The sequence below is a fragment of the Devosia sp. P2_G7 genome, assembly GCF_056403495.1.
The window spans coordinates 405784-426817 of record NZ_JBFUFI010000001.1 but is presented as its reverse complement, the minus strand read 5'-3'; the positions used below and the strand labels follow the sequence as shown (position 1 = coordinate 426817).

Here is a 21034-nt window from a genome sequence, read left to right as displayed (position 1 = left end):
GAAGCCGCTTTAGCTCAGTTGGTAGAGCACATCATTCGTAATGATGGGGTCAGGTGTTCGAGTCACCTAAGCGGCACCACTTCCCCTCCAGCTACAGCACCGTGACCTGGAACAACCGGACTAGGATTTGCTCCTGATCGAGCTCGTCTTCCAGGCGATCGCGGTACTCGCGCCACCAGACCGTATCCACGTCGCGCACCATCACCTCGAAAATGGCGATGCGATCATGCACGGCTTCGCCTTCGGACGGTTTCCAGGCTCCATCGGCGGGCGACTGCAAGAAGGCCGTGACACCGCCGAAATGGTCGGTGAGTTCAGCCTTGGTCCGTTCGAAAACACTTGCGGGCACTGCCGATCCATCCGGCATCTCGAGCGGCAGGTAGATTTGAACGACGAACATCGGGCCACCTCACGGGTCTCGTTGGGCCTGCCGAGCGTCATCGACACTCTTCAGCCAGTGCTCGCGCCGGATCGTCCAGCCCTCGCGCGAAGGGCGCAGGTCGCTGGGGGCGGCGTCGAGCGAGCCGATGCAGATCTCTGCATGATCGGCGCCAAGATGAAACAGCCGCGAGCCGCAGACCGAGCAGAAGCTCCTTCCCTCGAAGGTGACGAAGTCCCCGGCGACGCTGAACTGGTCGCGTGGCCAATCCGCGTAAGCAAGAAAGGCCGAACCGGTCTCTTTCCGGCAGTCGGTGCAGTGGCATAGCCCGACCACCTCGGGCTCGCCCCGGACTTCGTACCTCACCGCGCCACAGCGGCATCCGCCAAATCTGATTGCTGCGTCCATCTCTGCTTCCTCACCGAGGCACAACACCGGACGGTGCATCGGGTTCATTATGCTCGCGGGCGCTGTCGATCGGCATTCGTCAGGGCAGGACCACGCCCGCCCGATAGTCGCCGGGGCATCCCGATTGGCGGATCTGTCGCAGGAACCCATCTGGGGCTCGCGACTTCTCCTCCTGGGCACACCAAAGCTTAGGAGCTAGAAAAATGAAAAGACTTCTCCTTGCCTCAGTGGCAGTTCTCGCGCTCGGCACAGGCTCGGTCCTGGCGCAAAGCGATGCCGGTGCAGCAGTCGGCGGCACGGCCGGCGGCGTCAGCGGCGCTATTGCCGGCGGGCTGATTTTCGGACCGATCGGTGCCGTCATCGGCGGCTTCACTGGCGCTGTGATCGGCGCCAGCGTGGTCAGCGACGCTTCGGTCGACTACGTGCGGCTGCATCCCACCGAGCCGGTGGTGATCCAGGGCGATATCGAGGTCGGCTACGTCGTGCCGGATGATATCGAGCTGCACGTGATCGAGGGTGATCCCGATCACGGCTATTTCTACACCAACGACCGCGTGTGGTTCGTCGATCTGGGCGATCGCACCGTCGTCTATTCGCCAGGCGTAGTCGTCGCGGCCAAGGAATAGTCCGCTGTCATCGGCTGACGAACGAAGCCCGCCCGGTACATCCGGGCGGGCTTATTGCTGCTTGCGGCGATGGCCGCGATCGGGCGACAAGACGCGGGTCAAGGAGAGTCACCCAATGGTAGCGACCAGCGAGATTGCCAAACTGAAGCGCGAGATCGCGACGTTGCGGGATATCGTGGGGCAGAGCCGGCCGGGGACCAAGAACCCGATGAGCCCGGCCGAGCGCCGGACGCTCAAATCGGAGATCGAACGCTGCATCCTCGAGCTCGACGAGCTCAGGGGAAAGCTGGCGCAGTAGGGTTCAGTCGTCTTCGACGACGGTATCGGGCCGGTCCGTGCCCTCGGCGACCTCCTGGTGCCAGGTGCCGCGCGAATCCTCGTACTCGATGCCGTCAGTGGTGCCGGCGACCCGCTGGCGGCGTGCGGCCGACTCGGCTGCCTCGTGTGCAGCGGCATGCGTCTGGAACGTCTCGGAGAGGACGTCCCCGACCTTGTATGCCCAGCCGCCATCATGCTGGACGACTTCGTATTTCACGGTGCTCATGGCGGCCGCTCCTTGGTTGCACTGGATATGTAGGGTGCGCCCGCCATTATGGCGAGAGCGTGCCGCACTCGATCGCAAGGAGCTGTCGGTTGGCGAGGCTCAGCCCTTGGGCTGCGGGCCGGGGCCGCGGCGATAGACCCTGAGCTCGATCACCGAGGGCACGTGCCACTCGAGCGACAGCATGACCGGGCGGCCGGCGGTGTCGTGATCGACCTGCCGCAAATGCTGCAGCGGGGTGCCGACGGGAACGTCGAGGATCTGCGACAGCTCGGCATCGGCAATCACCGGAGCGAGCACCGCACGCGCGTGATCGACGTCGTGGCCTCGGTCGGCCAGCAACTGGTAGAGCGAACGGCCGAACGCCTTGAGGTCCCTTTTGGCGTCGGCGATATCGGTCGGCAGGCTGTCGACCGAGTAGATGGCGGCCTTGCCGTCGGCGCTGCGCACACGGCGCACCACCACCACTTCGGCGCCCGCGGCGAGGTTGAGCGCGGTGGCGACGGCCTCGTCGGCTGGGACGCGCACGGCGTCGAGTACCCGCTTGGTGACGCTGAGGCCGGTGCTTTCGAGGTATTCGGTGTAGCTGAAATTGGTGTCGAGCGAATTGCGCAGCTTCGGCCCCGCCGTGACGAACGTGCCGGAGCCCTGGCGCCGGATGACATAGCCGTCCTCGATCAGCCCGCGAACCGCCTCGCGCAGGGTGATGCGGCTCACCGCGTAGCGGGTGCAGAGCGCATCCTCGTTGGGCAGTTTCGAGCCGGGGGGGAACTCGCCCTCGATGATGGCGCGCCGCAGTTCGGAGCGGACAACGTCGGGCAGCAGCGGGCGCGTTCTGGTTTGCGTCATGTGCGTCCTGGGGGATCTCGGCGCGGCGATGCTGGCAGTAGATAAGGGTTGGGCGTCGCATGTCCACTGGGGCTTTGGGCGCAGGACGGGTATCCCCAAGGGAAGTTGAACGGCTGGCAACGTTGCGGTGCAGCGCATAAATCCGGCATGGTGGCAGCGACGTGACGCGGCGAGTGGAGCCGGGAATGAACTACGATGCGGTGGTGTGGTTGCTGGTTGGGCTCGGGGTCGGCGTGGCCGCCAGCCTGATGCTGTTGATCGGCTATTCGGCGCTCGAGCGCGGGCGGCTCAGCCGCCGCCTCCGCCGGGCACGCGCCGCGGCGCCGGTGGCGGCAGCTGCGGTAACGTCGATGCCGGTACGGGTGGCGAGGCCGCCGATGGCCAGGCCTCAGGCGGCGAAGGCCGAAGCCGAGAAGGTGGAGCCGAAGCGCGAGGAGCCGGCAAAGCCCGAAGCGAAACCAGCGCCGAAGCCGGAGGTCGCGACACCGGCGGCAGTGGCAACGGAGCCGGCGGAGCCCAGCGGCGTAGTGGTGCCGTTCGCGGCGCCAAAGCCGGTCGAGCCGAAGCCGCCGGCGGTTCAGATGGCGCCGCCTGGCGCGGCCGAGAAGCCCGCAGTCAAGGCGCCGCTGCCGGTCACACCTCCTGCGCCGCGCAAGGTGCAAAGCGTCGAGGCGATGTTCGCGGAGGCGTTCGCCAACGACAAGCTGCCGGGATCGAAGCCCGAGGAAAGCCCGTCGAAGGACTAGCGGTTGCGGTAGATGATCAGCGTCAGCGCGCCGACGGCGAGGGAGAGGCCGCCGAGCAGCCGGCTGTCACCGATGCTGAGGCGCAGGTAGGGCAGCCACTGGTGATACCACGGGAACAGAAAGATCAGGACAGCGAGCAGGATCGCTGCCAGGCCGACGGACCGCATGTTGCCCCTCCGCTGTTTGGCGGAAACACATCTGATACAGCCGGTGACGCCTCTTATGTTCCGGTTCGGACAGTATCCGCCGGAATTGTTAACGGAAATTGATGGCACTTCCGGGAGCAGTTGGGAGCCGATTCGGAGATCAAGGCCTTGATCCACGCGAAGTAATCGCGTTCGGCCCAGCGCGTCGTGCTGTTGACCTGCCGCCGATCACTAGAAACTGAACTCTGCGACAGGCAACCCGGCCGCCGGCCGGGCGTTTCTTCTCCAAATGGCGCGGGGCACGACTTCGCGCGGCCAAAGGAGACGTCATCATGCACAAGGCAGAACTCGATCGCCTGCTGGAAAAAACCGTCGCCGACGCGCTCGGCGTGCGGCTCCCGGCACACCGTCGCGCGCAGGCTCCCAAGGCACGCCACCATGCCAAGGCGCCCCGCCGCCACAAGGAAAACGTGCGGGAACTGCATCCTGCATGATTGGACTTTCCCCCGGCCTCGTCTAGATTCCCCACCGCTTGATGGGGAGTCATGACGATGGAGGGGGTGCCGGCGGCGGAGATCGCGCGCTTTCGCGCACTCGTCATCGGAACGCTGCCGCAGTTCGCGGGCGGCAATTTCGTAACTCTCACCGGCGGCTGGGACAGCGTTGCGCTCGAGTGCGACGGCTGGATCTTCAAGTTTGCCCGCAATCCGGAAGCGGAAGCGCGGCTAAGGCGCGAAGTGGCGCTATTGGCGTTCCTCAAGCCGCGGGTCACCATGCCGCTGCCGCAGATGGTGCTGCATGAAGGGCCGGTGCCGTTCTCGCAGCATCTGAAGCTACCAGGCTCATCGCTAGAAACCGCAGAATACCTGGCGCTCGACGAAGGACGGCGGAACGCTTTGGCCACGCGCATGGCGCAGCTCTATGCCGAGTTGCACGTGCTGCCGCTCAACCGCATGCAAGCGGTGGGGGCAACTGGCGTCGATCCGTGGATGGGGCCCGACGAGATCGTCGCCGGGGCCGAACCGAAGCTGCCACGCGGCTACAAGGGGTTTCTGAAGCGCACCGTCGCGGCGTACCGGAAGCTCAGCATCGAAGGCGACGAACTGATCTACGGCTATTTCGACGGTCATGGCTGGAACATGGCCTTCGATCACCAGACCGGTCTGCTCAACGGCGTTTACGACTTTGCCGATTCCGGCTTCGGCTCCCGCCACCGCGACCTCAGCTATTCGAACTGGATTTCGGCCGACCTCACGCTCCGGATCATCGAGCGCTACGAGGAGTTGGCGCGCTTCCCGGTCAAGCGTGAACTGGTGATGCTCTACACCTCGGCCCTGCGACTGGCCGAGCTTGCCGAGGGGTTCCTGCCCGAGGAGAAGGCCATCGCCAACGTCACTGACTGGGTGGCGGAGCTGAAGCGGATCGGTTTTGCGAGCCACTAGACCGGCATTTCCGGCCACGTAGCAGGCAACGATGCGCGCCACTCGAGTGTAAATCGAGAAAAGCTTTTCCTGATCCCTTGCGCATGACATCAAAACGTGCGACCAAGCCGCGAGAAAAGCTTTTCCTGATCCGTAAGCCCGCCAGCAAGTGCGGGTTGCGGAGACAACAGGTGAACAGCTTTTCCTCGCCGTTTCCGGGAGGAGCCCTGCGTGTCGCGGGGACCGGAGGGCGTTGTCGGCAGAGGGAGGAAACCGATATGAATTTCAAGAAACTAGCTATGGGTGCGGTGGCTGCAGCCGCCTTGCTCGCGGCGATGCCGGTGTCGGCATGGGCGGCAGACCTACAGATGTGGGAGCGCACCGGCGGCAACGCGTCGATGGTGGACGAGCTCGTTCGCGCATGGAACGAGAAAAATCCAGATCGCAAGATCGTGCTGACCTACATCGACCATGCTGAAATGGTCCCCAAGCTCGCCCAGGCCATTGCCTCCGGCGAGGTTCCGGACCTAATGGGCATGGACCTCATCTATGGCCCGCAATTCGAAGCGGCCGGCCAACTCGAGGACATCACCGAGCTCACCAAGGACTGGACGGAACTGAAGACCGCCAGCCCTGGCCACGTTCAGGTGTCGACCTATGACGGGCACCTGTACGGTGTGCCACTCTACGCCGACGTGTCGGTGCTCTACTGGAACAAGCTGCTGTTCAAGCAGGCTGGCCTCGACCCTGAAGTCGGTCCCAAGAGCCTGCAGGACATTCACGACATGGCCGCCAAGGTTACCGCGCTCGGTAACGGTAATTACGGCTACTACCTCGCGGGCAACTGCGCGGGCTGCAACATCTTCACCTTCGGCCCGCTGATCTGGGCTTCGGGTGGTACGATTGAGCCCAAGGATGCCGCCGATGAGCCGCTGACCGGCGAAAACCTGCCCAAGGTGCTCGAATGGGCCCGCATGATGCACAAGGAAGGGCTGATCAACCCGGCCAACCAGTCCGAGAACGGCAGCACCTTTGCCGAGCAGTTCGGCACCGGCAAGGTGGGCATCATGGGCACGGGTAACTTCAATCTGTATCTGCTGAAGGAGCAGAACCCCGAGCTGTTCAACGGCAACGTGGGCATCACCTTCCTGCCGGGCATCGAGCCCGGGACCACGGCATCGTTCGCTGGTGGCGACATCGTGACGATCCCCAAGGGATCGAAGCGCGTCCAGGACGCGGTGGACTTCATGAAGTTCATCCTCAGCGACGAAGTGCAGGTCGAGAGCTATGCCAAGCTCCTCAACCTCACGACACGCGGCGACATGGCCAAGAACAAGTATTTCGACGAGAACCCGCTGGTGCAGAAGATGGCAACGGCGCTCGACGTGGCGCGTACCCCGTACACGCTCAAGTTCTTCGAGCTGATCAACTCGCCGCAGGGCCCGTGGCTGCAGATGCTGCAGCGCGTCTACTACACTGACGATCCGATCGACACCATCATCGCCGACGCCAAGGCGCAGATGAAGGCGATTGCAGCGGAATAGGCCTTCCGGTCGTCCCTCCCGGGGCGGTGTGGGTCGCGACGCTCCCGGTGGGGGCGTCGCGGTTCCCTCAGAGGTCGTTTCCCGGACGGGTTACTCTATGATGTTGGCCGCCCCTCGGGCGCGGTTCAGACTTCGAAAGCGGTTCCATGTATTCATCGTCACGCGGCAAATGGGTGGGTTTGCTCTATCTGGCGCCGGCTTTGCTGTTCGTCGCGGCCTTCACGGTCTATCCGTTCGGGCAGATGGTCTGGGTGTCGTTCCAGTCGTGGTCGCTGATCACGCCGCCCAAGTTTGTCGGCACAGCGAACTTCACCAAGGCGTTCGCTGACAAGCAGTTCTGGATCTCGCTGGGCTTCACGCTCAAATACACCCTGCTGATCACCCCGATCCTGATGATCGGGGGCTATGCGATCGCCCTGCTGGTGGCGGGCAATTCGAAGCTGCAGCGCACGGCGCGCACCATCGTCTTTATTCCCGTCGTCATCGGCCTCGGGGCCTCGAGCCTGCTCTGGTACTGGCTGTTCTCGCCGGACTCGGGGTTCATCAACACGATACTGCGCGACCTCGGCCTGATCCAGGAGCCGGTTCTCTGGCTCGGCGTCCATGCCGATCTCTCGAACTGGGCGATCATCATCTCCGTCACCTGGAAGGTCATCGGGTTTGGGATGATCCTGTTCGTCGGCGCCATCCAGGCGATCCCGGTCGAGGTCAACGAGGCCGCGCTGGTTGATGGCGCTTCGTTCTGGCAGCGGCTGGGGAGCATCACGCTGCCGCTGACGCTGAGGACCGTGCTGCTGGTAACCCTGATCTCGGTGATCGGCTCGCTGCTGGCGTTCGACCAGTTCTACATCATGACGGCCGGCCAGCCGCAGAACCTCACCGCAACGTCGGTGTTCTACGTCTATCTCAACGCCTTCCCGTATTTGAAACTCGGCTATGGCGCTGCGCTGTCGCTGATCCTTGCCGCCTTCGTGCTGTTGTTCACGCTGCTGCAGATGGTGCTAACCCGCAGGAGCCACGCATGAGTACCACTTGGACAGACCAGCGCATGGCAAGCGCGCCGGCGCGCTTCGGGTTCATCACGGCGCTTTGGCAGGGGCGCGGCAAATACCTCGCGGGCGCCGTGCTGATCGCACTGTCGCTGATCATGCTGCTGCCGATCTACGCGGCGGTCACCGCCTCGGTGAAGCTGCCGTCGGAAGCGGCGGCCATCCCGCCGACGTATTTCCCCCAGAGCTTCACCTTCGAGAGCTATCTCAAGCTCTGGGAGTATCAGGCCGGTCTGCCAGTCTACTTGCTCAATTCGTTCGGCACGGCATTCCTGACCATTGCGCTCACGCTACTGCTCACGATCCCGGCGGGGTTCGCCCTGGCGCGGTTTCCGATACCGGGCAAGGAAGCCCTGTTCGTCTTCCTGCTGATGGCGCTGATCATCCCCTACCAGGCTCTGCTCACCCCGATCTTCCTGATGTTCGCGCAACTGAAGCTCACCAATTCCCTGTTCGGGCTGGCGATCATCCACACCGCCATCCAGCTTCCCTTCAGCCTCTATGTGATGCGAAACAGTTTTGAGGCCATTCCCAAGGAGCTCGAGGAGGCCGCCGTCATCGATGGCTGCAACACGTTCCAGGTGCTGGTGCGCATCTGCCTGCCCTCGGTGGTGCCCTCCATCGTCACCGTTGCGCTGTTCGCCTTCATCACCTCGTGGAACGAGTTCCTCGGGGCGCTGGTGATGATGAACCGCGGCGAGACTTTTACCCTGCCGCTTATTCTCGCGGCGGCGCGCACGCGCACGATGCTCGGCGGCACCGACTGGGGCATGTTGCAGGCAGGGGTGACCGTCTCGATCATTCCTTGCATCGTCATCTACCTGCTGTTGCAGAAGTACTATGTTTCGGGCCTCCTCGCGGGAGCCGTGAAGTAGGACCCGCGATGACCGACGCGCCACGCCCATTGCCAAGCCCCCCGCCAACCGAACGCACCGGCCGCCATGGCCCGACCATCCGTGACGTAGCGCGGATCGCCGGGGTGTCGATCGGCACGGCGTCGAAGGCGCTGAACTCGAACGGGCGGCTCAGGCAGGAGACGCGCGACAAGGTGACGGCGGTGGCGCGGGAGATCGGCTACCGGCCCAACGACATGGCGCAGAGCCTGCACCGGACGCGCTCGATGACCGTGGGGGTGCTCTCCACCGACTCGTTCGGCCGCTTCACCTTGCCGATCTTCCAGGCGCTGGAGGAGCAGTTTGCTGACCAGGGCATCGCCATCTTCATGTGCAACGCGACCGACGATCCGGAGCGCGAGCGGCAGCATCTCGACCAGTTGCTGGGCAAACGCATCGACGGGCTGGTGGTCACCGCCCGCCGCGCCGACAAGCGCCCGCCGGTCGGCCCGCTGCCGGCCGGGCTGCCGGTGATCTACGTATTCTCGCAGGCCGATGATCGCGATGCGCTGTGCCTCTTGCCCGACGACGAGGGCGGAGCGCGGCTGGCGGTGAAGCACCTGGGCGAGATCGGCAAGACGCGGATCGCGCATGTCACCGGGCCCGAGCATTTCGAGGCCGTGCAGTTGCGGCACCGCGGCTACCTGTCGGCATTGGCGGAACTCGGGCTCGCCGCGCATCCCGAGTTCTATCTCTCGGGCAAGTGGACCGAGGCATGGGGCCGCGACGCGGTGGCGGTGCTGTTCGATGGCCAGGCCGAACGACCCGACGCGATCTTTTGCGGCAACGACCTGATTGCCCGCGGCGTGGTCGATGCGCTGCGCGAGCGCCACATCGCCGTACCACAGGACGTAGCTGTGGTCGGCTTCGACAATTGGGAAGTCATGACCAACGCGGCGCGGCCGCCGCTCACAAGTGTCGACATGAATCTCTCGGCGCTCGGCCACGAGGCCGGGCGGCTGCTGATCGACATGATCGGCGGTGAGAAGGCGCGGGGCATCCGCAGGCTGCCCTGCACGCTGATGGTGCGCGAATCCACCAGCGGACAGGATTGAATCTAGTCGCCCGGCCGCTTGCTCGGCGGTGGGGCCAAGAGGAGTTGCAATGAGCCAGTATCATCCGGTGCGTTTTGTCGATGTCCGCCTCGAGGGCGACTTCTGGAAGGAACGGCTCGACACCGTGCTCGCCCGCACTATCCCCAGCCAGCACAAGAAGCTGGTCGAATACGGCTATCTCGACTCGCTCAAGCTGCCGAGCCCGCCGCCGCCGCTGCGCTTTCCGCGCCATGCCAACGGCTTCACCGTGCAGGTGTTCTGGGACAGCGACGTGGGCAAGTGGATCGAGGCCGCGGCTTACGCGCTGAGCCACAAGCGCGATGCGGATATCGAGGCCAAGATCGAGGCGATCGTCGACGATTTCGAGAAGGCGCAGGCGCCGGACGGCTATCTCAACTGCTGGTATCTCGGCCGCGAGCCCGAGAAGCGCTGGTCGAACATGCGCGACAATCACGAACTCTACAACGCCGGCCACATGCTCGAAGGCGCCATCGCCTACTACGAGACCACCGGCCGGCGGCGCTGGCTCGATGTCATGGAGCGCTACGTCGAACACATCCGCCAGAACTTCGGCACCGGGCCGGGGCAGAAGCGCGGCTATTGTGGCCACCAGGAGATCGAGCTGGCGCTGATCAAGCTCTATCACCTGACCAAGGAGAAAAAACACCTCGACCTCGCCGCCTATTTCATCAACGAGCGCGGCAACCCGAACCCCCACTATTTCGACGTCGAGCGCGAGGAGCGCGAGAAGAAGGGCTGGGAGTGGCAGCGCTACGTGCAGGGAACGTACGAGTACTCGCAGTCGCACAAGCCGGTGCGCCAGCAGGACAAGGTGGTCGGGCACGCGGTGCGCGCCATGTACATGTACACGGCGATGGCCGACCTCGCGGTGGAGCTCAACGACGCGGGCCTCAAGGCGGCGTGCGAGACGCTGTGGAAGGACGTGATGGAGACCAAGATGTATGTGACGGCGGGCCTCGGACCGTCGGCGCATAACGAGGGCTTCACCTTCGATTACGACCTGCCAAACCAGACCGCCTACGCCGAAACCTGCGCCTCGGTGGCGCTGATCTTCTGGGCGCAGCGCATGCTGCACCTCGATCTCGACGGCAAGTACGCCGACGTGCTGGAGACGGCGCTGTTCAACGGCGCGCTTTCGGGCCTGAGCCGTGACGGCGAGCACTATTTCTACATGAACCCGCTGGAGAGCAACGGCACGCCGACCCGCTGGGACTGGCACACCTGCCCATGCTGTACGATGAACGTGTCACGGCTGGTCGCCTCGGTCGGCGGCTACTTCGTCTCGACCGCACCGGACGGCATTGCCTTCCACCTCTATGGCGGCATCTCGACCAAGCTCGACGTCGGCGCCACCGAAGTGGCGGTGCGCGAGGTCTCGAACTATCCGTGGTCGGGCGATATCGCCATCGAGATCGATCCGGCGGCGGAAAAGGCGTTCGACGTGAAGCTGCGCGTCCCCGGCTGGTGCAAGGGAGCGACTGCCAGGGTCAACGGCGAGGCGGTGACGCTGTCGCCGGTGAACGGCTACGCTACCCTCCACCGCACCTGGAAGAAGGGCGATAAGATCAGCCTCGAGCTGCCGATGCCGGTCGAGCGCGTCTACGCCAACCCGCATGTGGTGATGGATGTCGGCCGCGTAGCGCTGACCCGCGGCCCGCTGGTCTACTGCCTCGAGGAGGCCGACAATCCGGGCGGCACGGTGCAGCGTTTCAAGCTGCCGCGGCAGAGCGAGATCGCGGTAAAGCAGTCGAACCTGTTCGACGGCATCATCCAACTGACGGCCGGCGGCAAGGCGGTGGACGAGGGCGAGTTCAAGCCGCTCTACCGCACCAGCCCACCCAAGGACGCACCGGCGACGCTCACGGCGCTGCCGTATTACCTCTGGGCCAACCGCGGGCAGGGCTCGATGGTAGTGTGGATCCCGGAGGCTTGAGCCTTCTGCCACTGATGACGCAGGTGTGTACCTTCTCCCCTTGTGGGAGAAGGGAAGAGGGACGCCTACTCCGCCGCCTGCCCGCCAAACTGCGATTCCAGCAGCGCCCGCTCATAGGCCAGGCGCGAGCTCGCCCGCTGCGGCACCTCGAAGTGCTCGTCCATGGCGCGGGCGAACAGTTTTTCGCGCTCTTCCTCGGTCGACATGAAGAACGGATAGCGGCGCAGCGTTGCCGGCAGCTTGGTGTTCACATAGGCGCCGTAGAGCGCCACCGGGAAGGCGAGGCCGGGGTAGACGCGGACATCCGACATCTCCTCGGAACCGAACACCCGGCGGTAGAAGGCGGTGTGCTCGGGGCGGACCAGCGCCAGGCAGGCGTCGGCCTTGAAGAACAGCGAAGCCATCACGGCGATCCTGAGCGTCAGGAACGGCAGCGCGGGGTAGGCCAGCGATGCTTCGTAGTCGGCGGTGAAGCGCGAGGGATCGATGAAAGTTTCGCCCCGCGCGAGCAGCGGCTCGAGCACATCAGGGCAACTTTTCATCGACGGCCCGAACGGGTGCTTGGCACTTACGTGATGCAGACGAATAGAACTGACCAGCTCGCCGTCAATATGGACCCCAAAGCTCATGCCGTTGGGAGCAGTGTCGAGGTCGTCGACGACTATTCCGGCGTCGTTGAACGGCACGGACTCTTCGCGGCGATAAGCTTCGTAGCGCAACCGGTAGATCGGATTGTCGGTTACATCCATGCGAACGCGCGAGTATTCAACGCGATCGAGTATTTCCATGAGCGTGCCGGCGAAGCGAGACACCGGGGCAGCTGACGCCGCTGCCGAACCTTCCACGTCCGAACGCATAGAGAACTCCGCAAACTTCGATAAGAGTTTAACCTTTCGTTAGGCATAATAAAATTGCCAAATGCGCACAGAGGCCGCGCCATTTACGCATAAGCACGCAATGCGCCGTGCGTTGCGCCGAATTCTATTGATTTCAGAAGATGTTAAGCGGTCTTAACCACGTTTGCGGTTAGTCGCACCAACCGTCATGACCCGCTCGACGGTGGCCCGGGCGGCCATGCGGGCAATCAGCTCCGCCACTTCGCGACGCGGCAGCGGCACGCCGAACAGATAACCCTGAATCTGGTCGACCTTCGAGTGCTCGGCGATCAGGTTCAGCTGCTCTTCGGTCTCGACGCCCTCGGCCGTGACCGTCAGGTTGATGTCCTTGCCGAGCTGGGCGACGTTCGAAAGCAGTTTCAGCGACCGCGGGTTCTCGGCGATGTCCATGACGAATGAGCGGTCGATCTTCAGCTTGGTGAAGGGCAACGCCTGCAGGTAGCTCAGCGAGGAGTAGCCGGTGCCGAAATCGTCGAGGGCGATGCCGATGCCCTGCTTGGCGAGCTTGGCGAGGATCTTGGTGGCGGCGGCGCGCTCCTCGATGACGGCGGTCTCGGTGACCTCGATCTCGAGGCGCTGCGGGTCGAGGCCGGAGCCGGCGAGCGCGCTCTTGACCATCCCGGCCACGTCGGCGTTGCGGAAATCGCGGGCGGAGATGTTGACCGACACCGAGACTTCCTCGGGCCAGTTGCGGCATTCGGCAGTTGCGGTAGCCAGCACCCAGCGGCTGATCTCGGAGATGAGGCCGGTTTCCTCGGCGATCGGAATGAACAGCGACGGCGGAATCGAGCCCAGTTCGGGGTGGTGCCAGCGGGCCAGGGCCTCGCAGCTCACCACACGCCTGGTCTTCAGGTCGACGATCGGCTGGAACACCAGCGATAGGTTGCCTGCTGCGACGGTGGCCTTGAGCTCGGCCTTGAGGCGCTGGCGGTAGCGGTAGTCGGTGTCCATCTCGTCGTGGAACACCTGGCTGCGTCCCTTGCCCAGCGCCTTGGCCTTGTAGAGCGCCAGGTCGGCCTTGGTCATCAGCGCGTCCATGTCGTCACTGCCGTCGGTGAGCGTGACCACGCCGACCGAGACATTGACCGAGAACACTTCGCCCTCGACCTCGAACGGGCCGCGGAAGCCGCCGAGGATAGCCTCGGGATCGGTGACGGTGTCGGAAAGCTGCACCCCGCCGGAGCGGTAGACGACGTACTCATCGCCGCCCAGGCGCGCGACGAGGCTGTCCTTGCCGAGTACCCGGTTCAGCCGCTCGGAGGTCTCGATCAGCACGCGGTCGCCGATCAGGTGGCCCATGGTGTCGTTGACATGCTTGAAGTCATCGATATCGACGATCATCAGCATGGCCATGTCGTTGGGGCGCTTGTCGCCATGGTGGCGCCGGCGTTCGAGGTCGGCCTCGACCTGCTCGGTGAAGTAGGCGCGGTTGGGCAGGCCGGTCAGCGTGTCGTAATGCGCCATGTAGTTGATGCGCTCTTCGGCCTTCACGCGCTCGGTGATGTCTTCGAACAGCAGCACGGTCTTGTCGAGGCGCGACGACACGGTGACTTCGCAGAACTGCCCGTCGGAGAGGCGCAGCACTACCTTGCCGCCGTCGCCGGCAGTGACGGTGTCCATCAGCTGGGTGGCGGAGCGCTGCGGAATGCTGCCGCGCGTGGCTGCGGCGGAGATCATTGCGGCAAACGGCCGACCGGCCCAGTTGCCGGGCATGAAGCTCGAAAACACCAGCTCGGCGCGATCGTTGGCGACAGCGATCAGGCCGTTCTCGTCGAGCATGCAGAGGCCATGCTGCATGGTTTCGAGCGCGGCATCGAGTTCGGAGGCGAGGCGGGTGGCCTCGATACGGCCGTGCACGGCGCGCAACAGGATGGCGCGGATATTGGCCGAAACCTTGCGCAGCGACACGACGAAGGCGATCAGCACCACGCTGAGCATGGCGGTGTGCAATGCGCCATCGAACAGCATGGCGATGGCCATGCCGGCGCCGATCAGGATCACCTGGCTGGTGACGAGGCGATCGATGGCGAAGTTGCGGCCGGCGACGCCGACCAGCACCGCGACGGTGACCGAGAGCGAGCTCATCTCGGCGAACGCGGTGTTCACGACGAGGAAGCTGTAGCTCATCCAGAAGCCGTAGAGCGCCGCAATGGCCGCGGCGCCGACGGTGGCGCGCAGTTCCCAGCGGGTGGCAGTGGCGACATCGTCGTCCGCCAGGTCGGATTTCTCGAAGGCGCGCATGTCGATGTCGCGGGCGACGCCGACAATGGCAAATCCGATGGCGACGGCGAGCAGCACCCAGGAGTTGCCTTCGAGGCCGGCAACGGCGGCAACAAGCGCAGACGACAAGGCGCCAAGCATCATGACGCGCCGGTCCGCGTAAAGCGACCGGATCATCGAGACGTAATCGACAGGCGGCAGTGACTTGTGCGCTGGCTCGAACATAGACCTCACCAAGGTCCGGTGATCTTGCCCGGTTAGGCGTTAATGCCTGCTTTCAGGCCAGCGTAAGCCAGCACCCAAGCGCGACGCAGGGGCGGTGTTCAGGGGCCCAATTGCTTCGGATGGTTTATGCTTCGTTTGGCCAATTGGTACCAGTCGCCCGGATTGGGGCATCTCGGCACAGTCCCCGCCCTTCGCCGGGGTGGCGCAGTGGGTAGGAGAGAGGACGAAGACAGCTCCTAGGGCTGCGCTTCCTTGTCCCCGTCGAACTCCAGCAGTTCGATCATGGCGCCCAGTTGCGGCACCGTGTCGTAGTAGGCGTAGCGCCCGTGGCTGCCGTCGAATTCGCCGCGCTGCAGCAGGCGGTGGCCCTTGCCCTCGAGATAGGCGTCGCGCTTGGTGAGGTTCCGGGTCCTGAACGCGATGTGGTGGCAGCCCGGGCCGCGCTCATCGAGCAGGTCGCGCCAGGCGCTCTTTTCCGGCCCGGGTTCGAGGAACTCAAAATCGATGTTGCCGAACTTGAACATGATGATCTTGCAGCCGACCGCGGCCGGGCGGCCGTTGTAGATCGCCTTCGCCTCGTCGGGCTCGGCGGCCTTGCCCATCTCGGGCACCGGCTTGCCGGTCAGCTCGGAGAACCAGTTCGCCGATTTGACCACGTCATCGGTGACGAAGCAGATCTGCATGATCTCGTCCTCGTCGAGCAGGCGCTTGTCCATTTCGAAGTCCTCACGATGGTGGGGCCGGCGACCCTCTGGGAAGGAAGGGGCCGCCGGCCAGGAGGAGATCAGCCGAGGATGGTCTCGTAGTTCTCCTTCATCTTGGCGATCGCATCGTCGACCGTCATTGCCGGGTCGCTCCAGAAGCCGAACACCACGTCCCAGATCGAGTTCTGCCAGTCCGCATCTGCGGTGTTGTGCGGGTTAGGCACCTGGTGGGTGGGGTCCTTCAGCACCTCGAGGACGTTCTTGGAGCAGAGGTCGAGCGCCTCGGCCGGAGCGTCGAGGCGGGTCGGGGTCGAGCCCTTTACCTTGGCGAACTCGCCCTGGATTGCCGGATCGAGTACCACCGAGGCGAAATCCAGCTCGGCCTTGTCGATGTCAGCAGCCTGGTTGCCGAGCAGGCCCCAGGCATCGACCGTCACGACGACGGCCTTCGCACCGGGCACTGGCACGCAACCGTAGTCGGTACCGGCGACTTTGCCGGCGGCTGTCCACTCGCCCTTCATCCAGTCGCCGTGCAGCTGCATCAGCGCCTTGCCGGTGATCACCATGTTGGTGGTGACGTTCCAGTCGCGGTTGGGCGAGCCCTCATCGGCCGCCTGCTGGAACTTGCGGATGGTCTCGAGCAGGGTCTTCATTTCGGGCGTGTCGAGCACCGCCGGATCGGGGGTTTCGCCATAGATCTTGGTGTAGAACTCGGGCCCGCCGATGGCGCCGGCGAGGGCGTGGGTCAGGTAGCCGATCTGCCATTGCTGCGCGCCGATGGCGATCGGGATGTAGCCCGCCGCTTTGATCTTGTCGAAATCGGCGAACATGGCGTCGAGCGAAGTCCAGGCGGCCGGATCGACCCCTGCGGCCTTCGCCACCTCCATGTTGTAGTAGACCATGCCGTCGATATGGATGGCGGTCGGCACCTTGACGATTTCGCCGTCGACGGTGATCGATTTCTTCACCGAGTCCGGCAGCTTATCGAGATAGCCATTCTCGGTGTACCAGGCGGTCAGGTCCTTCGCGAGGCCGAGGCCGCGCAGGTCGCGATAGACGCCGGGGCTCGATTCCATGAACAGGTTCGGCGGGTTGCCGCCGGTGACCAGCCCCATCAGGGTGACGTTGGAGCCGGTGTCATGCGGCACGGCGAAATCGGTCCAGGTGTCGCCCTTCGCCTCGAGCCCTTTCTTCAGGACATTGAGCGCGCCGACTTCGGCCGGCGACGACCAGCCGTGATAGACGGTGACGTCGGTGGCGTGTGCGGCGAGTGGCAGGGCGGTGAGCATGAGGGCGGCGGCAAGGCCGGCCAGAGTCTTCTTCGGCATCACGTTTTTGTTCAGCATCGTCAATCCTCCTCGTTGATGCGTCGGCACGTCTGAAACTGCTGTTGGCTAGAGGCGCTGCCCGCTGCGGGCATCGAACACGTTGGCCTTGCCGCGGGCGAAGGGCACGGAGACCGCGTCGCCCTGCCTGAGGCCGGCGGTTCTCGAGGGTTCGACGCGGATGGCGAGTAGGTTCTCGCCATGCTTGAGATAAGCCGTGGCGTCGCTGCCGGTGCGCTCGGTGTACTGGACCGGCAGGGTGAAGGTGGCAGCCGCGCCGGGCAGCGTTTCGCCTGGGGCGCCGAAGTGCTCCGGCCGCAGCCCGAGGATGACTGGCGCGCCATCGGTGGGGGCGGTCTTGAACGGATAGCTGCCGAGATCGAAGCGGATGCCGTCGAGTTCGGCGGCAACGGTGCCATCGGATTTGCGCAGCGTGGCAGGCCTCAGGTTCATCGACGGTGCGCCGATGAAGCCGGCGACGAACAGGTTGGCCGGGTGCTCGTAGATCTGGTCGGGGGTGCCGAACTGCTGGATCACCCCACCATCCATCACCGCGATCTTGGTGGCCATGGTCATGGCCTCGATCTGGTCGTGGGTGACGTAGACGATGGTGGATTTCAGCTCGTCGTGGAGCTTCTTGATCTCGAGCCGCATCTCGGTGCGGAGCTTGGCGTCGAGGTTCGAGAGCGGCTCGTCGAACAGGAAGACGCCGACATTCTTCACCAGTGCCCGCCCGATGGCGACGCGCTGGCGCTGGCCGCCCGACAACTGCGCGGGCTTCCTGTCGAGGAGCGGCTCGATCTGCAGCAGCTTTGCCGCCCAGGCGATGCGCTTGTCGATCTCGGCCGCCGGGAGCTTCGACGCTGCGAGGCCGAACTTGAGGTTTCCACGTGCCGTCTTGGTCGGATAGAGCGCGTAGGACTGGAACACCATGGCGAGGCCGCGATCCTTAGGATCGAGGTCGGTGACGTCGCGCTCACCGATCATGATCCGGCCATCGGTGACGTCGAGCAGCCCGGCGAGGAGGTTCAGCAGCGTGGTCTTGCCGCAGCCGGAGGGGCCGAGCAGCACGAGGAAGTCGCCGTCGTCGACCTCGAGGTTGAGATCCCTGAGGACGGTCACCGCGCCGTAGTTCTTGTGGATGTGTTCGAACGAAACGCGTGGCATGAGCTAACCCTTGATCGCCCCGGCGGTGATGCCCTGGACGAAGAACTTTCCAAGCAAGAAGTAGATGACGAGCGGCGGGATGGCGGTGAGCAGCGCCGCCGCCATGTCCTCGTTGTAGGAAGCCGTGCCGGTTGAAACGACCACGGTATTGGCGAGGATGACGGTCATCGGCTGGTTGTTGATGCCGCCGAAGGTGACGCCGATCAGATAGTCGTTCCAGATCGAGGTGATCTGCAGGATCAGCACCACGATCAGGATGTTGCCGCTCATCGGCAGGATGATCTCGAAGAACACCCGCCAGAACGAGCCGGAATCCATCATCGCCGCGCTGATGATCTCCTGCGGCACGTCCTGGTAGTAATTGCGGAAAATCAGCGTCAGCACCGGCATGGCGAGCACGGCGTGCACGATCGCGATGCCCCAGAGCGTCGAGTAGATCTGGAGGTTCGCCGAGAGCACGATCAGCGGGTACATGAGGATCTGGAACGGCACGAAAGCGCACATGAAGAGCAAGAACAGGAAGCTGTTGGCCCACTTCACGTTCCACAGCGCCAGCGCATAGCCGGTGATGCAGCTGAGCCCGATCGACAGGATCAGCGAGGGGAACAGGATCATCACCGAGTTGAAGAACCCGACCTTCAGCCCGTTGCACTTGATGCCCGAGCAGGCGTGGTTCCAGGCGAGATCCCAGGCCTCGAAGGTGATGGTGGTCGGCAGCGAGAAGATCTCGCCCAACCGGATCTGGTCCATAGTCTTCAGTGACGTGACCAGCACCACGTAGAGCGGCACGCAGAAGAACAGCGCGCAAATGGTGAGAAAGCCGAGCACCGCGATGGAGCGGGCCGAGATCGCCTTCTTCTTCCGCGGGAAGTACGGCGCCTGCGATACGACGATCTCGGCGCCGAGCGCCTGCTGCGGGGCGGTGAGGGAACTCATTTTGCGGTCTCCTCACGACGGCGGCGACTGAGTGCGGTGATCGCCACCAGCGGCAGGAAGATCACCAGCGTGATCGCCAGCATCATGGTGGCGGCGGCCGAGGCGTAGCCGAGATTGCCCTTGGGCCCGAGCGCATTGATGGTGAAATAGGCCGGCACCCAGGTCGACTGGCCGGGCCCGCCATTAGTCATGGCGATGACGATGTCGTAGGCCTTGACCACGCCGAGCGAGAGCAGGATGGCGCAGGTGAGGAAGGTGAACTTCATCATCGGCACGATAATCTCGAGATAGAGCCGCCACAGGCTCACGCCATCGAGGCGCGCGGCACTCCAGATCTCGGTGTTGATGCCTTTGAGCCCGGCCAGCATCAGGGCCATGTAGAAGCCCGAGCTCTGCCAGATCGAGGCGAGGATGATGGCGTACATCGCGGTATCGCCATTCGCCAGCCAGTTGAAATCGACCCAGGTGAAGCCGAGGCCGTGGAGGAAATGCTCGAGCCCCAGCGTCGGGTTGAGGATCCAGCGCCAGGCGACGCCGGTGACGATCAGCGACACCGCGAGCGGATAGAGGAAGAGCGTGCGGAAGAAGCCTTCACCGCGGCGCTCGCGCTCGATCATGGCGGCAAGGATGAAGCCGAAGACGATGGCGAGCGCGCTGCCGAGCCCGAGGACGATCAGGTTGCTGAGCGAGATCTGCCAGCCTTCGTCCTTGAAGATGCGATCGTAGTTCCGCGACCACTCTTCCCAGTTGATGGTGTACTCGGGGAGCCGCCGGCTGCGGGTCAGCGACAGGTATATGGTCCAGACGATGCCGCCGATGAACACCACCGCGGTCACCGCGACAGCTGGGATCAGCGCAAGCTGCGGCGACCATCGGCTCCACCGAATGACCATTCGCTCCCTCCCCGGCATTCTTCGGCAATCCCCACTGCCGTCGAACGCTCCCGCTGGCGGCTTGTCAGCCAACCTGTATTATCGTTAAACTAAGCGAATGAGAGGCGTCAACCGGGAATCTGCGGCTGGTGCAAAAGTGGCATCCGGGCGACAAGACACCGGGGGATGCCGTGGGTGACGAACGCTCCGCTGTCTAGGAGGCAAGTGATTGACGACGAATAGCAATATTCCGCCGATGGGGTTCGGAACCTATGGCCGGACCGGGGCGGAGGGGATCGAGGCGCTGCTGTTCGCGCTTGAGCTCGGCTACCGGCACCTCGACACCGCGCAGGGCTACGACACCGAGCACGAATGCGGCGTAGCGCTGAAGCGCTCCGGCCTCAAGCGCGATGAGGTGTTCCTCACCACCAAGATCGATGGCCGCAACTCAGCCCCCGGACGGCTGATCCCATCACTGGAAGAGAGCCGCGACACGCTCGGCGTCGAGAGCCTCGACCTGACGCTGATCCATTGGCCGGTGGGGCCGGGCGGTCGGCTCGATATGGCAGGTTACCTCCCCGAACTGCTCGAGGCGCAGGCGCGTGGGCTGACCCGGCTGATCGGCGGCTCCAACTTCACCATCGCCGACCTGCAGGAGGCTGAACGCATCGCCGGGCCCGGCAAGATCGATAACAACCAGTTCGAGCGACACCCGCTGTTGCAGAACCAGAAGCTGGTAAACTACTGCAACGCCAACGGAATCTCCGTGACCTGCTACCTGCCGCTGGCGCGCGGCGCCTGCGCCGGCGTGCCGGAGATCGAGGCGATCGCGGCGCGGCACGGCGCAACCGTGCACCAGGTGGCACTGGCCTTTTCGCTCCAGCAGGGGCTGATCGTCATCCCGACCTCCGGCAAGCATGAACGGATCGCCGAGAATTTTGCCGCACGCGAGCTGAAGCTCACCGATGACGAGATGGCCACCATTGCAGGCGTGGATCGGGGCGCGCGGCAAATCGATCCGTCATGGAGCCCGAAATGGGACTGAGGGACGCGATGGTACAGCTGTCCTGTCGTATTA

Annotated in this window: 23 protein-coding genes and 1 tRNA gene; 12 read left to right on the top strand and 12 right to left on the bottom strand. The window is 64.2% G+C overall.

Features of this window, described 5'->3' with window-relative positions:
- The first annotated feature begins 3 nt into the window (after positions 1 to 3).
- Positions 4 to 79, top strand: a tRNA-Thr gene (locus AC1DWU_RS02195).
- Between the two features lie 12 nt (positions 80 to 91).
- On the opposite strand, the gene AC1DWU_RS02190 is transcribed toward AC1DWU_RS02195, so the two are convergent.
- Together AC1DWU_RS02190 and AC1DWU_RS02185 are read right to left on the bottom strand one after the other, a co-directional pair.
- Complete coding sequence (locus AC1DWU_RS02190) at positions 92 to 400, bottom strand: hypothetical protein (protein WP_477148316.1); 309 nt, start codon at positions 398 to 400, stop codon at positions 92 to 94.
- 9 nt (positions 401 to 409) lie between these two features.
- Positions 410 to 787, bottom strand: a complete 378-nt coding sequence (locus AC1DWU_RS02185; RefSeq protein WP_477148315.1) for a GFA family protein — start codon at positions 785 to 787, stop codon at positions 410 to 412.
- A 203-nt stretch (positions 788 to 990) separates the two neighbouring features.
- Here AC1DWU_RS02185 and AC1DWU_RS02180 point away from each other — a divergent pair, with 203 nt between their 5' ends.
- On the top strand, positions 991 to 1413 hold the full coding sequence (locus AC1DWU_RS02180) for a DUF1236 domain-containing protein (protein WP_477148314.1): 423 nt from the start codon (positions 991 to 993) through the stop codon (positions 1411 to 1413).
- A gap of 115 nt (positions 1414 to 1528) precedes the next feature.
- On the top strand, positions 1529 to 1711 hold the full coding sequence (locus tag AC1DWU_RS02175) for a hypothetical protein (protein ID WP_477148313.1): 183 nt from the start codon (positions 1529 to 1531) through the stop codon (positions 1709 to 1711).
- A 3-nt stretch (positions 1712 to 1714) separates the two neighbouring features.
- On the opposite strand, the gene AC1DWU_RS02170 is transcribed toward AC1DWU_RS02175, so the two are convergent.
- Together AC1DWU_RS02170 and AC1DWU_RS02165 are read right to left on the bottom strand one after the other, a co-directional pair.
- Positions 1715 to 1957 carry a DUF2188 domain-containing protein gene (locus AC1DWU_RS02170; RefSeq protein ID WP_477148312.1) on the bottom strand — a complete coding sequence of 81 codons (243 nt, stop codon included), beginning with the start codon at positions 1955 to 1957 and terminating at the stop codon, positions 1715 to 1717.
- A gap of 99 nt (positions 1958 to 2056) precedes the next feature.
- Complete coding sequence (locus AC1DWU_RS02165) at positions 2057 to 2803, bottom strand: GntR family transcriptional regulator (protein ID WP_477148311.1); 747 nt, start codon at positions 2801 to 2803, stop codon at positions 2057 to 2059.
- Positions 2804 to 2988: 185 nt separating this feature from the next.
- Between AC1DWU_RS02165 and AC1DWU_RS02160 the strand changes: the two genes are divergently transcribed.
- Positions 2989 to 3549: a hypothetical protein gene (locus AC1DWU_RS02160; RefSeq protein WP_477148310.1), complete on the top strand. Its 561-nt coding sequence runs from the start codon at positions 2989 to 2991 to the stop codon at positions 3547 to 3549.
- Here the strand turns inward: AC1DWU_RS02160 and AC1DWU_RS02155 are convergent.
- Entirely contained in the window at positions 3546 to 3716 is a 171-nt protein-coding gene (locus AC1DWU_RS02155; protein ID WP_477148309.1) for a hypothetical protein, read from the bottom strand. The genes AC1DWU_RS02160 and AC1DWU_RS02155 overlap by 4 nt on opposite strands.
- Before the next feature lie 311 nt (positions 3717 to 4027).
- Between AC1DWU_RS02155 and AC1DWU_RS02150 the strand changes: the two genes are divergently transcribed.
- The 7 genes from AC1DWU_RS02150 to AC1DWU_RS02120 all read left to right on the top strand — a co-directional run bounded on the left by AC1DWU_RS02150 (position 4028) and on the right by AC1DWU_RS02120 (position 11611).
- On the top strand, positions 4028 to 4189 hold the full coding sequence (locus AC1DWU_RS02150; RefSeq protein ID WP_477148308.1) for a hypothetical protein: 162 nt from the start codon (positions 4028 to 4030) through the stop codon (positions 4187 to 4189).
- A 51-nt stretch (positions 4190 to 4240) separates the two neighbouring features.
- The gene (locus AC1DWU_RS02145; RefSeq protein ID WP_477148307.1) at positions 4241 to 5137 is read left to right on the top strand and encodes a phosphotransferase family protein; all 897 of its coding nucleotides are present in this window, start codon (positions 4241 to 4243) and stop codon (positions 5135 to 5137) included.
- A gap of 257 nt (positions 5138 to 5394) precedes the next feature.
- A complete protein-coding gene (locus tag AC1DWU_RS02140; protein ID WP_477148306.1) occupies positions 5395 to 6660 on the top strand; it encodes an ABC transporter substrate-binding protein in 1266 nt (421 codons plus the stop codon).
- 146 nt (positions 6661 to 6806) lie between these two features.
- Positions 6807 to 7685, top strand: a complete 879-nt coding sequence (locus AC1DWU_RS02135) for a carbohydrate ABC transporter permease (protein ID WP_477148305.1) — start codon at positions 6807 to 6809, stop codon at positions 7683 to 7685.
- Positions 7682 to 8584, top strand: a complete 903-nt coding sequence (locus AC1DWU_RS02130; protein WP_477148304.1) for a carbohydrate ABC transporter permease — start codon at positions 7682 to 7684, stop codon at positions 8582 to 8584. Before AC1DWU_RS02135 ends, AC1DWU_RS02130 begins: the two co-directional genes overlap by 4 nt.
- Positions 8585 to 8592: 8 nt before the next feature.
- On the top strand, positions 8593 to 9657 hold the full coding sequence (locus AC1DWU_RS02125; protein ID WP_477148303.1) for a LacI family DNA-binding transcriptional regulator: 1065 nt from the start codon (positions 8593 to 8595) through the stop codon (positions 9655 to 9657).
- A gap of 49 nt (positions 9658 to 9706) precedes the next feature.
- Positions 9707 to 11611, top strand: coding sequence for a glycoside hydrolase family 127 protein (locus AC1DWU_RS02120; protein WP_477148302.1), 1905 nt, complete (start codon positions 9707 to 9709; stop codon positions 11609 to 11611).
- Positions 11612 to 11676: 65 nt separating this feature from the next.
- On the opposite strand, the gene AC1DWU_RS02115 is transcribed toward AC1DWU_RS02120, so the two are convergent.
- The 7 genes from AC1DWU_RS02115 to AC1DWU_RS02085 all read right to left on the bottom strand — a co-directional run bounded on the left by AC1DWU_RS02115 (position 11677) and on the right by AC1DWU_RS02085 (position 19977).
- Positions 11677 to 12468, bottom strand: coding sequence for an N-acyl amino acid synthase FeeM domain-containing protein (locus AC1DWU_RS02115; RefSeq protein WP_477148301.1), 792 nt, complete (start codon positions 12466 to 12468; stop codon positions 11677 to 11679).
- A 153-nt stretch (positions 12469 to 12621) separates the two neighbouring features.
- On the bottom strand, positions 12622 to 14952 hold the full coding sequence (locus tag AC1DWU_RS02110; protein WP_477148300.1) for a putative bifunctional diguanylate cyclase/phosphodiesterase: 2331 nt from the start codon (positions 14950 to 14952) through the stop codon (positions 12622 to 12624).
- A 236-nt stretch (positions 14953 to 15188) separates the two neighbouring features.
- The gene (locus AC1DWU_RS02105; protein WP_477148299.1) at positions 15189 to 15668 is read right to left on the bottom strand and encodes a VOC family protein; all 480 of its coding nucleotides are present in this window, start codon (positions 15666 to 15668) and stop codon (positions 15189 to 15191) included.
- 68 nt (positions 15669 to 15736) lie between these two features.
- Positions 15737 to 17002, bottom strand: coding sequence for an ABC transporter substrate-binding protein (locus tag AC1DWU_RS02100; RefSeq protein WP_477148298.1), 1266 nt, complete (start codon positions 17000 to 17002; stop codon positions 15737 to 15739).
- A 48-nt stretch (positions 17003 to 17050) separates the two neighbouring features.
- A complete protein-coding gene (locus AC1DWU_RS02095) occupies positions 17051 to 18148 on the bottom strand; it encodes an ABC transporter ATP-binding protein (RefSeq protein WP_477148297.1) in 1098 nt (365 codons plus the stop codon).
- Positions 18149 to 18151: 3 nt separating this feature from the next.
- On the bottom strand, positions 18152 to 19084 hold the full coding sequence (locus AC1DWU_RS02090; RefSeq protein WP_477148296.1) for a carbohydrate ABC transporter permease: 933 nt from the start codon (positions 19082 to 19084) through the stop codon (positions 18152 to 18154).
- The gene (locus AC1DWU_RS02085; RefSeq protein WP_477148295.1) at positions 19081 to 19977 is read right to left on the bottom strand and encodes a carbohydrate ABC transporter permease; all 897 of its coding nucleotides are present in this window, start codon (positions 19975 to 19977) and stop codon (positions 19081 to 19083) included. Before AC1DWU_RS02085 ends, AC1DWU_RS02090 begins: the two co-directional genes overlap by 4 nt.
- Before the next feature lie 208 nt (positions 19978 to 20185).
- On the opposite strand from AC1DWU_RS02085, the gene AC1DWU_RS02080 reads away from it, so the two are divergent.
- The gene (locus AC1DWU_RS02080; protein ID WP_477148294.1) at positions 20186 to 21001 is read left to right on the top strand and encodes an aldo/keto reductase; all 816 of its coding nucleotides are present in this window, start codon (positions 20186 to 20188) and stop codon (positions 20999 to 21001) included.
- The last annotated feature ends 33 nt before the right edge of the window (positions 21002 to 21034 follow it).

What these genes read in the sequence shown, in the direction of transcription:
- AC1DWU_RS02095 (WP_477148297.1), bottom strand. Translation starts at nt 18,148, where the DNA reads ATGCCACGCGTTTCGTTCGAACACATCCACAAGAACTACGGCGCGGTG.
- AC1DWU_RS02105 (WP_477148299.1), bottom strand. Translation starts at nt 15,668, where the DNA reads ATGGACAAGCGCCTGCTCGACGAGGACGAGATCATGCAGATCTGCTTC.
- AC1DWU_RS02110 (WP_477148300.1), bottom strand. Translation starts at nt 14,952, where the DNA reads ATGTTCGAGCCAGCGCACAAGTCACTGCCGCCTGTCGATTACGTCTCG.
- AC1DWU_RS02130 (WP_477148304.1), top strand. Translation starts at nt 7,682, where the DNA reads ATGAGTACCACTTGGACAGACCAGCGCATGGCAAGCGCGCCGGCGCGC.
- AC1DWU_RS02140 (WP_477148306.1), top strand. Translation starts at nt 5,395, where the DNA reads ATGAATTTCAAGAAACTAGCTATGGGTGCGGTGGCTGCAGCCGCCTTG.
- AC1DWU_RS02100 (WP_477148298.1), bottom strand. Translation starts at nt 17,002, where the DNA reads ATGCTGAACAAAAACGTGATGCCGAAGAAGACTCTGGCCGGCCTTGCC.
- AC1DWU_RS02175 (WP_477148313.1), top strand. Translation starts at nt 1,529, where the DNA reads ATGGTAGCGACCAGCGAGATTGCCAAACTGAAGCGCGAGATCGCGACG.
- AC1DWU_RS02185 (WP_477148315.1), bottom strand. Translation starts at nt 787, where the DNA reads ATGGACGCAGCAATCAGATTTGGCGGATGCCGCTGTGGCGCGGTGAGG.
- AC1DWU_RS02190 (WP_477148316.1), bottom strand. Translation starts at nt 400, where the DNA reads ATGTTCGTCGTTCAAATCTACCTGCCGCTCGAGATGCCGGATGGATCG.
- AC1DWU_RS02135 (WP_477148305.1), top strand. Translation starts at nt 6,807, where the DNA reads ATGTATTCATCGTCACGCGGCAAATGGGTGGGTTTGCTCTATCTGGCG.
- AC1DWU_RS02160 (WP_477148310.1), top strand. Translation starts at nt 2,989, where the DNA reads ATGAACTACGATGCGGTGGTGTGGTTGCTGGTTGGGCTCGGGGTCGGC.
- AC1DWU_RS02085 (WP_477148295.1), bottom strand. Translation starts at nt 19,977, where the DNA reads ATGGTCATTCGGTGGAGCCGATGGTCGCCGCAGCTTGCGCTGATCCCA.
- AC1DWU_RS02125 (WP_477148303.1), top strand. Translation starts at nt 8,593, where the DNA reads ATGACCGACGCGCCACGCCCATTGCCAAGCCCCCCGCCAACCGAACGC.
- AC1DWU_RS02150 (WP_477148308.1), top strand. Translation starts at nt 4,028, where the DNA reads ATGCACAAGGCAGAACTCGATCGCCTGCTGGAAAAAACCGTCGCCGAC.
- AC1DWU_RS02155 (WP_477148309.1), bottom strand. Translation starts at nt 3,716, where the DNA reads ATGCGGTCCGTCGGCCTGGCAGCGATCCTGCTCGCTGTCCTGATCTTT.
- AC1DWU_RS02115 (WP_477148301.1), bottom strand. Translation starts at nt 12,468, where the DNA reads ATGCGTTCGGACGTGGAAGGTTCGGCAGCGGCGTCAGCTGCCCCGGTG.
- AC1DWU_RS02180 (WP_477148314.1), top strand. Translation starts at nt 991, where the DNA reads ATGAAAAGACTTCTCCTTGCCTCAGTGGCAGTTCTCGCGCTCGGCACA.
- AC1DWU_RS02145 (WP_477148307.1), top strand. Translation starts at nt 4,241, where the DNA reads ATGACGATGGAGGGGGTGCCGGCGGCGGAGATCGCGCGCTTTCGCGCA.
- AC1DWU_RS02090 (WP_477148296.1), bottom strand. Translation starts at nt 19,084, where the DNA reads ATGAGTTCCCTCACCGCCCCGCAGCAGGCGCTCGGCGCCGAGATCGTC.
- AC1DWU_RS02165 (WP_477148311.1), bottom strand. Translation starts at nt 2,803, where the DNA reads ATGACGCAAACCAGAACGCGCCCGCTGCTGCCCGACGTTGTCCGCTCC.
- AC1DWU_RS02120 (WP_477148302.1), top strand. Translation starts at nt 9,707, where the DNA reads ATGAGCCAGTATCATCCGGTGCGTTTTGTCGATGTCCGCCTCGAGGGC.
- AC1DWU_RS02170 (WP_477148312.1), bottom strand. Translation starts at nt 1,957, where the DNA reads ATGAGCACCGTGAAATACGAAGTCGTCCAGCATGATGGCGGCTGGGCA.